Here is an 11,687-nt window from a genome sequence, read left to right as displayed (position 1 = left end):
GGGCTCGATCTTCTTGGGCATGTTTGCATCCTTTCAACTCACAAGGATGCGGCACAAAACCTGGGGCAGTTCACTATCGGCCCAGTTAAGGTCACAATCAACGCACACACAAGCGACTTCACCAGGAGAACGCCCCATGAATACGAGCTCCCCACTTCGGCCGCGCCGCACGCTCCGGTGGCTGATCCCCGCACTGCTGGTGCTGGCGTGGCTGGTTGTGGGCGGTGTCGGCGGGCCCTTCGCGGGCAAGCTCACACAAGTGCAGTCCAACGACGCCGTCGCGTTTCTGCCCGCCAGCGCGGAGGCGACGAAGGTAGCGCAGCTGCAGCAGGAGTTCTCGGATTCGCAGCTGATCCCCGCTGTGGTCGTGGCCGACCGCCAGTCTGGGATCACCCCGCAGGACCTGGACTACCTAACCGGGTTGGCGAGCTCCGCCACCGAACTCGCTGGCGTCTCGGACGAGGTGTCCCCGCCAATACCCTCCGAGGACGGCAAGGCCGCACAGCTCTTCATCGGTGTGGACGGGGCCATGGACCCGGGCGACACGGTCGACGAACTGCGCGACCTCATCGCCGGTGACGCGCCCGACGGCCTGCAGGTGCTCGTCACCGGCCCCGCCGGGCAGGTCGCGGACCTGTCGGCGGCCTTCGCCGGTATCGACGGGCTCCTGCTCCTGGTGGCGGGCAGTGTCGTCGCCCTGATCCTGGTGGTGGTCTACCGCAGCCTGCTGCTGCCGGTGCTGGTCCTGCTCTCGGCGGTCTTCGCGCTGGCTCTGGCCAGCGCCATCATCTACCTGCTGGCCTCGAACGACGTGATCACGCTGGACGGGCAGAGCCAGGGCATCCTGTTCATCCTCGTCTTCGGCGCGGCCACCGACTACGCGCTGCTGCTGGTCTCGCGGTTCCGGGAGGAACTCGGCCATGACGGGGACCGTGTCGCCGCGGTCGTCCGCGCGTGGAAGGGCGTCGTGGAGCCGATCGCCGCGTCTGGCGGCACCGTGATCCTGGGCGTGCTGTGCCTGCTGTTCTCGGATCTGAACTCCAACCGCGGGCTCGGCCCGGTCGCCGCGATCGGCATCGCCGCCTCCCTGATCGCGTCGCTCACGTTCCTGCCCGCCACGCTCGCGCTGACCGGCAAGGCCGCGTTCTGGCCGACCCACCCCGGCGACGCGAAGCCCGCCGAGAGCGGCCTCTGGTGGACCGTCGCGCGCAAGGTCGACGCGCACCACACGAAGGTGTGGATCGGCTCGGCTCTGCTGCTGATCGTGTTCGCCTCGTTCGCGCCGCAACTCAAGTCCGACGGCATCGCGCAATCGGACTTCTTCCTCGTCCAAGTGGACTCGGCCACCGGCCAAGACGTCCTCAGCCAACACTTCCCCGGCGGCTCCGGCTCCCCGGTGCTCATCTTCGCGCAGGCCGACAACGCCCAACCGGTGATCGACGCGGTGGCCGGGGTGCCCGGGGTGGTGGGCGGCGACGTCGCGGCGGTCTCCGAGCCCGGACCGCCCGGCGGCCCGGCGCGGGTCGTCGACGGACGAGTCCAGATTCAGGCCACCCTCGAGGCCGCCGCCGACTCCGAGGAGGCGGTGGCGGTGGTCAAGCAAATCCGCTCGGCGGCGCACGCGGTGCCCGGCGCGCAGGCCCTAGTGGGCGGCACCACCGCGATCCAGCTCGACACGCAGACCACCTCGGCGCGCGATCGCACGGTCATCATCCCCATCGTGCTGCTCGTGGTGTTCTTGGTGCTGGCGCTGCTGATGCGGGCGTTGGTGGCGCCGCTGTTGCTGTTGGGCACCGTGGTGCTCTCCTTCGCCGCGACCCTGGGCGTGTCGGCACTGGTTTTCAACCACGTGTTCCACTTCCCCGGCTCGGACCCGGTGGTGCCCCTGTTCGGCTTCGTGTTCCTGGTGGCGCTGGGCGTGGACTACAACATCTTCCTGATGACCCGGGTCCGCGAGGAGTCCCAGCGGCACGGGACGAGGGAGGGGGTGCGCCGCGGGCTGGCGGTCACCGGCGGGGTGATCACATCGGCGGGGCTGGTGCTGGCCGCCACCTTCGGCGCGCTGGCGGTGATCCCGTTGATCTTCCTCGCGCAGATCGCGTTCATCGTCGCGTTCGGCGTGCTCCTGGACACGCTCATCGTCCGCTCGCTGTTGGTCCCGGCGCTGACGCTGCAGATCGGGCGGAAAGTGTGGTGGCCGAGCGCCCTGGCCCGCGGAGAGCACTAGGCGCCAAACCCATCCGGTGGGGGGACGGTTCCGAATTACCCATATGAACAGGTCCCATCCCCCCACCACCGCGTGTGTGCTGGTGCTGCCCGGCGGCAAGCCCCGCAGCGCCGGGCGCTCCCGCCCCTGGCAGCTGTCGAACCTGCGGATGGCGTGGCTCGCCCGCGCCCTGCGCGCACGCCTCGCGGGACGCGGCATCGCCGTCGAACGCGTCCAGTACCGGGTTCGGGGCTGGAACGAGCCGGAGCGCGACCCCGTGCGCGACGCCGCCGCCGTGCTGGCGGACGCCACCGGACGCTTCGGCGACGTCCCCGTCGTGCTGGTGGGGCACTCCATGGGCGGGCGGGTCGCCGCGCATCTCGCCGACCACCCCAGCGTGTGCGGGATCGCCGCGCTGGCCCCCTGGTGGCCGGAGTCGGACGCCGCGCGCATCCCGGCGGGCCGCACCTTATCCGTGGCGCACGGAGCCGAGGATCGGTGGACCGATCCTCTGGCATCTCGGGCGCAGACCGTCCGCGCCCGCGGGCGCGGCGTCAACGCGACGTGGGTATCACTCACCGGCGCCGGGCATTTTCTGCTGACCAAGCCCCGGTGGTGGCATCAGGTCGCGGCCGATCTCGTGCTCGCCTCGCTGGCCGCTGACACCGAGTCCGAGCCAGCGATGTGGGAGTCGGAGCGCTGCCATGGATGAGCGCAGGAAGATCGCCGTCATCGGCAGCGGCGTGGCCGGCCTGACCGCCGCACACGTGCTGGCCAAAGCGGACCACGTCACGCTCTTCGAGGCCGCCGACCGGCTCGGCGGGCATGCGCACACGCACCGGGTCGAACTCGATTCCGGCGTCGCCGTGAACGTGGACACCGGCTTCATCGTGCACAACGACCGCACCTACCCGACCCTGCTGCGGCTCTTCGACGAGCTCGAGGTGGCCACTCAAGACTCCGACATGTCCATGTCCATCCGCTCTGCGGCAAGCGGCCTGGAATACGCTGGCGCGCGGGGGGGCCGGGGGCTGTTTCCCACGGTCCGCAATCTCGCGCGTCCGCGCTTCCTGCGCATGCTCCTCGAGGTCAAGCGCTTCCACCGCGAGGCCAGCGCCGTATTGGCGCGCCCGGAGACCGAGACGGACCCGGAGACGCTCGGCGCCTTCCGGGCGCGCCTCGGGTTCAGCCGATACTTCGAGGACAACTTCCTCACCCCCCTCGTCGCCGCCGTGTGGTCCTGCGATCCGGGCACCGCGCCGCAGTACCCGGCGCGCTACCTGTTCACCTTCCTGGAGCATCACGGAATGCTGTCGGTGTTCGGCTCGCCCACCTGGCGCACGGTCACCGGCGGTTCCGCGCGGTACGTGGAGAAGGTCGCCGCCGGTCTGGACGAGGTGCTGGCCGGCACACCCGTGCGGCAAATAGTTCGCACCGCCGATGGCGTCCGGGTGGTGGCCGACGGGGTGGACCGCCACTTCGATGCGGCGGTGATCGCGCTGCACCCCCGCCACGCCCTCGCGTTGCTGGCCGATCCGTCCGCGCTGGAGACAGCGGTGCTCCAGGACATCCCCTACTCGTCCAACCACGCGATTCTGCACACCGACGAGTCCCTGCTGCCACTGGCCGCAGGCGCCCGGGCGTCCTGGAACTACCTGATTCCCGCGGGCACGAGCGACGCCCGCGGAGTGATCGTCACCTATGACATGACGCGCCTGATGCGCCTGGACTCGGTCACCGACCGCCGCTTCCTGGTGACGCTCGGCGGCGCGCACCTCGTGGACCCCGCGACCGTGCTCGCGGAGATGGACTACGAGCACCCGATCTTCACTCCGACCTCCGTCGCGGCGCAGGCGCGGTTGGCCGACCTGAACTCGGACACGGTGGCCTTCGCCGGCGCCTATCACGGTTGGGGCTTCCACGAGGACGGCGCGCTCTCCGGGTTGCGGGCCGCGGAACGGCTCGGCGGCTCCTGGGCTGGACCGGCGCTGAGCGCTGGCCAGGAGGGGCCATGACCACCCCGAGCCTCTATCAGACCGTGATCCGGCATGTGCGCACCGAACCCGTCGCCACAACCTTCGAGCACGCCAGTTACAGCTGGTTCGTCGACATCGACGATTTACCGATGCTGCCACGCTGGCTGGCCCCGTTCGCCCGCTTTGAGGGCCGAGACCACCTCTTCGGCGACTACCCCCGCGACACTCTCCGACAGCGGGTCGACCAGTTCCTCGCGGACCACGACGTCGACCTGCCGGGCGGACGGGTCACCGCGCTGCTCAACGCCCGCGTCCTCGGCTACGTGTTCAACCCGCTGAGCGTCTTCTGGTGCCACGACGCCAACGGCCATCTCGACTGTGTCATCGCCGAGGTGCACAACACCTACGGGCAACGGCACGCCTACCTGGTGCGGCTGGACCGCCGCCACCACGCGGTGACGGATAAGAAGTTCTACGTCTCGCCATTCAACGACGTGAGCGGCCGGTACTCGATGAGTTTTCCCGAGCCCGGCGAGACCCTCGCCATCAATGTCACCCTGCACCGCGAGGGCCACGACCCGTTCGTGGCCGCGGTGCGGGGCGCTCGCACGCCGGCCAGCACGAGAAACGTGGTCCGCACCCAACTTCGCGCCCCCCTCGCCCCGCTGGCGGTATCCGCCCGGATCCGCGTCAAGGGCATCGGACTCTGGGCGCGCGGGCTGCCGATCACGCCCAGGCCGCCGCACGAATCTCACCATGACAGCCACGACCACCCCCAGAAAGGCAGCGCCCAATGAGCAGGCCCGATCACACGGCAGGCACGCAGACCGACCTCGGCCAACCCGAGCTCTCCGCCTGGTCTGGGCTGTCCCACGTCCCCACTGGTCTGCGCGCCACCGTCGCCGCCAAAGCCGCCGACGCCTTGTTCCGTCGTGCCGCTCGCAACCTCGACGTCCGGGTCGAGTATCCGGACGGCGTACTCATCGGCGCCGACCCGCGGACCGCTGACGCAGGGCTCGACGCCCCCGAGCACGAGATCCTGCCGCGCATGATCATCCGGGACCCCGACGCGTTCGCGCGGCGGGTGGGCGCGGACGGGCTGATCGGGTTCGGCGAGTCCTATATGGCTGGCGACTGGACCTCGCCGGACCTCGCGGCCGTCCTCACCGTCTTCGCCTCGCGCATGGCGACCTTGATCCCCCCCTCCCTGCAACGCTTGCGCTCCCTGTATGTGCGCAAGCACCCCACGCACGAACGCAACACGAGACAGAACACGCGCGCCAATATCGCGCGCCACTATGATCTGTCCAACGATCTGTTCGAGAGCTTCCTCGATGAGACGATGAGCTATTCCGCTGCGCTGTTCATGCCTCCGAACCCACATTTCAACCCGGTTCGGGGCGTCGCGGTGCGGCAGGCAGAGCTTCCCAACCCCGCGCCCACGTGGGACGTGTTGGCAGACGCCCAGCGCCGCAAGATTGACCTGCTCCTGGACCAGGGTGGGGTCGGCCCCGGCGTCCGGCTGCTGGAGATCGGCACCGGGTGGGGCGAGCTGTGTATTCGGGCGGCGCAGCGGGGCGCGGTCGTGCGCTCGGTGACGCTCTCGAGCGAGCAGCAGGAGCTGGCCCGCAAGCGGGTCGCCGAGGCGGGCTACCAAGACGCGGTGCGCATCGACCTCATGGACTACCGCGAGGTGGACGGCGAATACGACGCCATCGTCTCCGTCGAGATGATCGAGGCTGTGGGCCACCAGTACTGGCCCACGTACTTCCAGGTGCTGGACAAGCTCCTGGCGCCCGGCGGCCGAGTCGCACTGCAGGCGATCACGATGCCGCACGACCGGATGCTGCAGACCGTGAACACCTATACCTGGGTGCACAAATACATCTTTCCGGGCGGGTTCCTGCCGTCCACCGAATCCATCGAGCGGATCGCCGCAGAGCACACGGACCTGCACGTGCGGGAGCGTCTGAGCATCGGGCTGCACTACGCGGAGACGCTGCGGCTGTGGGAATCGCGCTTCGCCGCGAGCGGCAGCCGGGTCGCGGCGCTCGGCTTCGACGAGACCTTCCGCCGGATGTGGCACTTCTACCTGTCCTACTCCGAGGCGGGATTCCGATCCGGCTATCTGGACGTGCAGCAGATCACCCTCGAGCGCCCGAACCTTGAGCGCCCAAACCTCGAGCGCCCCAGCCGTGGGAACCACTCCGACAGCGGCCGGTCATGAGCGCCCCCGTGGCGCCGCTGCTAGAGGAGCTGCTGCGGCCACTGCTGAGCGGCATGCTGCCCGTGCGCCTGACTGCGTGGGACGGCAGCGTCGCCGGCGATCCCGACGGGCCGCGGATCACCCTGAACAGCCCCGACGCGCTGCGCCGCCTGCTCTGGCACCCTGGCGAGCTCGGCGCCGCGCAGGCCTACGTCACCGGCGAGTTGGACGTCGAGGACGACATCGCCGCCGCGCTGACGCAGGTGCGCGCGGCGGCGGCGGAACGCGGCCTCACCGGCGCCCGACCCCGGCTGGCGGATCTGCTGCGTGTGCTGCGCGGGGCCGCCGGACTGGGAGTCTTGGGCCGCCCGCTGCCGCCGCCGGCCACCCAGTCCCAGCTGCGCGGGCGCATACACACGCCGCGCCGCGACCGCGCCGCCATCAGCCACCACTACGACCTGTCAAATGACTTCTACGCGCTGGTCTTGGACCCGGCCATGGCGTACTCGTGCGCCTACTTCACCCGGAACGTCCCCGGCACACCGCGGGATCCGGGCTACGGCATCGAGCAAGCCCAACGCGACAAGCTGGACCTGGTCTGCCGCAAGGTGGGGCTCGGCGGGCCCGGCATGCGACTGCTCGACGTCGGCTGCGGCTGGGGCGCGCTGAGCATCCACGCCGCCGCCGAGCACAACGCCCAGGTGGTCGGCGTGACAATCTCCCGCGAGCAGAAGGCGTTCGCCGACAAGCGGATCGCGGAGCTGGGACTGAGCCACCGCGTCGAGATCCGGCTGCAGGACTACCGAGAGATCCCCGACGGCCCGTTCGACGCGGTCACCTCGCTTGAGATGGGCGAGCACGTGGGCGAGGGCAACTATCCCCGCTACGCGCAGGTCCTCCACGATAACGCCAAGCCCGGCGCCCGCGTGCTGGTCCAGCAGATGTCCCGCGCCGGCTGGCATCCCGGCGGCGGCCCGTTCATCGAGTCGTTCATCGCCCCCGACATGACGATGCGGCCGGTCGGCGCGACGGTGGCGCTGCTCGAGCGGGCCGGACTGGAGATGCGCGACGTGCACAGTCTGCGCGAGCACTATGTGTGGACCGTCGACGCGTGGCTGGCGAGCCTCGAGGCACGCTGGTCCGAGGTCGTGGCCCTGGTCGGCGTCGAGATGGCGCGGGTCTGGCGCCTCTATCTCGTGGGCGGGCGGCTCAGCTTCGAGCAGGGCCGCATGGGCGTCGACCAACTGCTCGCGGTGCGGCCTACCGCCGGTGGCAGCGCGGCGGAGGAACTGCCATGACCGGATTCGACTGGTCGAGCCTTGCCGTGGTCTCCGGGGCCAGCGCCGGCGCGCTGGCACTGGTCCAGACCGCCGCCTTCCGCATCGGCCGCCGCATCGGCCGCTACAACGTGGTGGACGTCAGCTGGGGCCTGGGCCTGGTGGTCGTCGCGCTCATCGCGGCGCTCGCCGGCGCCGGCGCCGGCGAGCCGACACGAGCCTGGCTGCTGTGCGCCCTCGTCGCGGTATGGGGACTGCGGCTGAGCTGGCACCTGCACACCAAGTCTGCGGGCAAGGACGAGGATCCCCGCTACACCGCCATGCTCGGCGACGCGGGCCCGGCGACGGTGATCCGCAAGGTCTTCCTGACGCAGGGCCTGGCGCAGTGGTTCGTCTCGCTGCCGCTGCAGGTCTCCGCCGTGGCCGGCCCCACGACCGGCGCCTGGTCGGCGGCGGCGTGGCTCGGCGGGGCGCTCTGGCTGCTGGGCGTCGTATTCGAGGCAGTCGGCGACCATCAGCTGCGGGCGTTCAAGGCCAACCCCGCCAACCGGGGGAAGATCATGGCCTCCGGGCTGTGGGCGTGGACCCGGCATCCCAACTACTTCGGCGACGCCTGCGTCTGGTGGGGCCTGTGGCTCATCGCGGCCAGCGCCTGGCCAGGCGTGCTCACCGCGCTCTCGCCCGTCGTGATGACCTACTTTTTGGTGTTCGCCACCGGGGCGCGGCTGCTGGAGCGGTCGATGTCCCAGCGCCCCGGCTACCCCGAGTATCAGCGCAGCACCAGCTACTTTTTGCCCCGGCCGCCGGGCGGTAAGCCATGACGGTCTGCGCGCCGCCGGCACCCATGGCTATGATTTGCCGTGATGACTGCGAACTGCCGATGACCAACCTCGGCGCGAGGACCGGCGAGGCGACCCTCGACGCGCTGTTGGCCCGCGTGGCCGCTGGCGAGACCGCCGCATTCCGGGACCTCTACGCGCGCACCAGCGCCCGCGTCCACGGCATGGTCCTGCGCGTGCTGCGCGACCCAGGCTACAGCGAGGAGACCACACAGGAGATCTACCTGCAGGTCTGGCACAACGCGGGCAACTTCGACCCGGACAAGGGCTCGGCCCTGTCCTGGCTGATCACCCTCGCGCACCGCCGCGCGATCGACCGAGTCCGCTCCGAGCAGTCCAGCACCAACCGGGAGGGCGCGTACGGCGCGGCCAACTGGTCCGCCGATTTCGACTCTGTCTCCGACGAGGTCGCCAGCCGCGAGGACGCCCGCGAGGTCGCCGACTGTCTCGGGACGCTCACCGAGGTGCAGCGCAGCAGCGTGACCCTCGCCTACTACGGCGGGCTCACCTATCGCGAGGTCGCCGAGCGACTGTCCGTGGCCCTCCCGACCGTGAAGTCGCGGATCCGCGACGGCCTCGGCCGGCTCAAGGACTGTCTGGGGGTGCGCGCTCATGCCTGACCACTCGACGCCCGAGCCTGACGCGTCCGCGGAGTTGCTTGACCTCGCCGCCGCCTACGCCCTGCACGCGGTCGACGACGCCGAACGCCTCGCCATCGAGTCCGCCGTGGCGGCCGCAGAACCCGCGATCCGCGCCGAGTTCAATGCTCTGGTCCGCGGCTACCGGGAGACGATGGCCGTGCAGTCCGCGGCGACCGCCGTCGCGCCGCCCGCCCGGGTGCTCGACGCAATGCTGGCCGCCGTCCAGCCTCCGGCAGCGCCGATCGCAGCACCGATCTCGCTGGCCGACGCCCGCCGACGCCGCCGTAACGGCTGGGTGGCAGGGATCAGCGCCGCCGCGGCCGTCGTGGCCATCACCATCGCTGGGGTCGCCGTCACGCAGCAGCGCGGCGCTCCCGAGGTCTCGATCTCCGCCCAGGTGCTCGACGCCTCGGACGTGCGCACCGCCGCCACGACTATCCCGGGCGGCGGCACCGCCACGGTCGTGTTCTCCGAAACCGTCAACGCCGCCGTCCTGGTGATGAACGATGTCGCGCCGCCGCAGCCCGGGACGGTGTATCAAATGTGGCTGACCGGCCCAGACCACGAGCCCGTCTCCATGGGCACCATGGACTCCGAGTCGGTCGCGCCGTCCACCCAGGCGGTGCTCTCGGGGATCGACTCCTCGACGGCGCTCGGGCTTAGCCTCGAGCCCGCCGGAGGCTCCGCGCAGCCGACCAATATCATTGCCACGATTGCGCTGACCTAGGCCTCTTCCGTATGCCTCTTGCTGGGCATATCCTGGAATACGAGGGGACAGCCGTCTCCTTGGTTCCTCGAAGAGGTGAGCAATCATGTCGACATCGAGTCTGCCCATTGAACGGCATCCCGACATGCTTGAGATGCACGACCGCTACGACAAGATCGTCGCGAATCCGATGATGCAGGCGGATTCCGGACTCGTCCTGCTGGCGGGGCTGTACATGGCGGGGTCGCCGTGGATTATCGGTTTCTCCGGCGTCACGGCGATGACGGTGCCATGCCTGATCGTCGGGCTCGCGGTGGCCTTCGCCGCGGTCGCATTCACATCCGATTATCGGCGGCTCCATGGGATGGCGTTCACCATCCCGCTGCTGGGTGTGTGGATGATCGTCGCACCGTGGGTCATCGTCGGAGTCACCACGACCACGTCGATGATCTGGTCCAGCGTCGTCTGCGGCGCCGTGGTCGTGGTCTGCGGCCTCGGCATGGCCGGGATGGCACTGCTACCCAGCCGTCGGCGCTAGGCCAGCGTGGCAGCAGACAAGTGGGAGGTCCAGAATCGGGCCTCCCACTTGGTGCGCGGCTAGTCGGTGTCGCCGGCCTGCTCAGGCACGAGCACTACGGGCCGGCCCGCGAGACGGACCTCAGCCGCGGACACCGACTCGCCGAGCAGTCGCTCCATCATCGCCATCAGCCCCTTCCGCGGAACCCCGAGCACGATCATCGCGGCATCGGTGTCCGTCGCGATCTGGGCTAAGACCACGGCCGGGCGACCGTGCCGCGAATAATATGTCCACGCCCCTGCGAACTCCGCCAGCTGCGCATCCGCCGCCGCCCGCGCCCACTCAGCCCGGCCCGCGGTCGCCGCCTCGAGGTCGTCCGAGTCCGGATCGACGGGCACGTCCTCGTCGTCGACGACGTGCACCACATGCAGCCCTGCGTCGAGCCTGCCCGCCAGGTCCGCGGCGAATGCGAGCGCGGACCGGCTGGCCGGGTGCCGGTCGTATCCGACCACCAGGTTCGGCATGGGATTGTCCCTTTCCTCCTCCGGGGTCACAGGCTGGCCAGCGTGAGCCCGACGGCCGCGGCGGCGACGGTGACCGCCAAGGTCCCGAACGCGTTGCCTGCCCCGGCCCAATAGCGGCCGCGCTGGAGCAGCCGCACCGTCTCCACGCTCGCGGTGCTGAACGTGGTGTAACCGCCGCAAAACCCCACCCCAATGATGGCCCGCACCTGGCTCGGCTCGCCATGCCAGAGGGCGAGCCCGGTGATGATGCCCAGCAGCAGGGAGCCGGAGACGTTGACGGCGATCGTCGCCCACGGGAAGTCTGGGCGCCAGCGCGCGCGCACCGCGCCGTCGAGCATGAACCGGGCGACCGCGCCCGCGCTGCCCGCGCAGGCCAGCCACAGCGCCGTCACCCGCGCACCCGCCGGCCGCCCACCCGAGCGCCCACCGCGATGCCGAGCAGCGTGGCCACCAGCCCCGCGAGCACCGTCCCCCCCGCATAGGACAGCGCAGACCACTGCTGTCCAGCTCGCAGCAGCAGCGCCGTGTCCACCGCGAGGGCACTGTAGGTCGTGAACGCGCCCAGCACACCGGTGCCGGCGCCGAGGCGCACGCGCTGGCGCCAGCCGGAGTCCGGCCCGAGCCGCAGCAGCGCCTCCAGCAGCACGCCCAGTGCGAAGGCTCCGGCGACGTTGATGGCGAACGTCGTCGCCGGCCACTGCCCCGCCGTCTGCGGGAATGCCTCGCCCAGCTCGAACCGCGCCAGCGCGCCAAGAAATCCACCGACCGCCACCGCCGCGATGGCGTCGATGCGCC

The 11,687-nt window shown here is 70.4% G+C and carries 13 protein-coding genes; 10 read left to right on the top strand and 3 right to left on the bottom strand.

Annotation, left to right across the window (positions count from 1 at the left end; all coding sequences use genetic code 11):
* The first annotated feature begins 136 nt into the window (after positions 1–136).
* The 10 genes from TBIF_RS22865 to TBIF_RS04765 all read left to right on the top strand — a co-directional run bounded on the left by TBIF_RS22865 (position 137) and on the right by TBIF_RS04765 (position 10,389).
* Positions 137–2,227, top strand: a complete 2,091-nt coding sequence (locus TBIF_RS22865) for an MMPL family transporter (protein WP_038169779.1) — start codon at positions 137–139, stop codon at positions 2,225–2,227.
* A gap of 43 nt (positions 2,228–2,270) precedes the next feature.
* Positions 2,271–2,918 carry an alpha/beta hydrolase gene (locus TBIF_RS22860; protein WP_038169777.1) on the top strand — a complete coding sequence of 216 codons (648 nt, stop codon included), beginning with the start codon at positions 2,271–2,273 and terminating at the stop codon, positions 2,916–2,918.
* A complete protein-coding gene (locus TBIF_RS04800; RefSeq protein WP_038169774.1) occupies positions 2,911–4,221 on the top strand; it encodes an NAD(P)/FAD-dependent oxidoreductase in 1,311 nt (436 codons plus the stop codon). The genes TBIF_RS22860 and TBIF_RS04800 overlap by 8 nt, the downstream gene beginning before the upstream one ends.
* The gene (locus TBIF_RS04795; RefSeq protein ID WP_024793725.1) at positions 4,218–4,979 is read left to right on the top strand and encodes a DUF1365 domain-containing protein; all 762 of its coding nucleotides are present in this window, start codon (positions 4,218–4,220) and stop codon (positions 4,977–4,979) included. The genes TBIF_RS04800 and TBIF_RS04795 overlap by 4 nt, the downstream gene beginning before the upstream one ends.
* The gene (locus TBIF_RS04790; protein WP_024793724.1) at positions 4,976–6,409 is read left to right on the top strand and encodes a class I SAM-dependent methyltransferase; all 1,434 of its coding nucleotides are present in this window, start codon (positions 4,976–4,978) and stop codon (positions 6,407–6,409) included. The genes TBIF_RS04795 and TBIF_RS04790 overlap by 4 nt, the downstream gene beginning before the upstream one ends.
* Complete coding sequence (locus tag TBIF_RS04785; protein ID WP_024793723.1) at positions 6,406–7,686, top strand: SAM-dependent methyltransferase; 1,281 nt, start codon at positions 6,406–6,408, stop codon at positions 7,684–7,686. The genes TBIF_RS04790 and TBIF_RS04785 overlap by 4 nt, the downstream gene beginning before the upstream one ends.
* A complete protein-coding gene (locus TBIF_RS04780; RefSeq protein ID WP_024793722.1) occupies positions 7,683–8,486 on the top strand; it encodes a DUF1295 domain-containing protein in 804 nt (267 codons plus the stop codon). The genes TBIF_RS04785 and TBIF_RS04780 overlap by 4 nt, the downstream gene beginning before the upstream one ends.
* Positions 8,487–8,545: 59 nt before the next feature.
* Entirely contained in the window at positions 8,546–9,124 is a 579-nt protein-coding gene (locus tag TBIF_RS04775; protein WP_024793721.1) for a sigma-70 family RNA polymerase sigma factor, read from the top strand.
* On the top strand, positions 9,117–9,872 hold the full coding sequence (locus TBIF_RS04770; RefSeq protein WP_024793720.1) for an anti-sigma factor: 756 nt from the start codon (positions 9,117–9,119) through the stop codon (positions 9,870–9,872). The genes TBIF_RS04775 and TBIF_RS04770 overlap by 8 nt, the downstream gene beginning before the upstream one ends.
* Positions 9,873–9,957: 85 nt before the next feature.
* Complete coding sequence (locus TBIF_RS04765) at positions 9,958–10,389, top strand: SPW repeat protein (protein WP_038169772.1); 432 nt, start codon at positions 9,958–9,960, stop codon at positions 10,387–10,389.
* Between the two features lie 59 nt (positions 10,390–10,448).
* Here TBIF_RS04765 and TBIF_RS04760 read toward each other — a convergent pair whose 3' ends face one another.
* The 3 genes from TBIF_RS04760 to TBIF_RS04750 are packed head-to-tail and all read right to left on the bottom strand — an operon-like array spanning position 10,449 to position 11,664.
* Positions 10,449–10,892 (bottom strand): universal stress protein, encoded by a 444-nt coding sequence (locus TBIF_RS04760; protein ID WP_024793718.1) that lies wholly within the window; start codon positions 10,890–10,892, stop codon positions 10,449–10,451.
* A 26-nt stretch (positions 10,893–10,918) separates the two neighbouring features.
* Complete coding sequence (gene crcB, locus TBIF_RS04755) at positions 10,919–11,284, bottom strand: fluoride efflux transporter CrcB (RefSeq protein ID WP_024793717.1); 366 nt, start codon at positions 11,282–11,284, stop codon at positions 10,919–10,921.
* Positions 11,281–11,664: a fluoride efflux transporter FluC gene (locus tag TBIF_RS04750; RefSeq protein ID WP_024793716.1), complete on the bottom strand. Its 384-nt coding sequence runs from the start codon at positions 11,662–11,664 to the stop codon at positions 11,281–11,283. The genes crcB and TBIF_RS04750 overlap by 4 nt, the downstream gene beginning before the upstream one ends.
* Between the last annotated feature and the right edge of the window lie 23 nt (positions 11,665–11,687).

The sequence above is a fragment of the Tomitella biformata AHU 1821 genome, from assembly GCF_000524475.1.
In the GTDB taxonomy this organism is placed as follows: domain Bacteria; phylum Actinomycetota; class Actinomycetes; order Mycobacteriales; family Mycobacteriaceae; genus Tomitella; species Tomitella biformata.
This window is presented reverse-complemented; position numbering and strand designations above follow the sequence as displayed.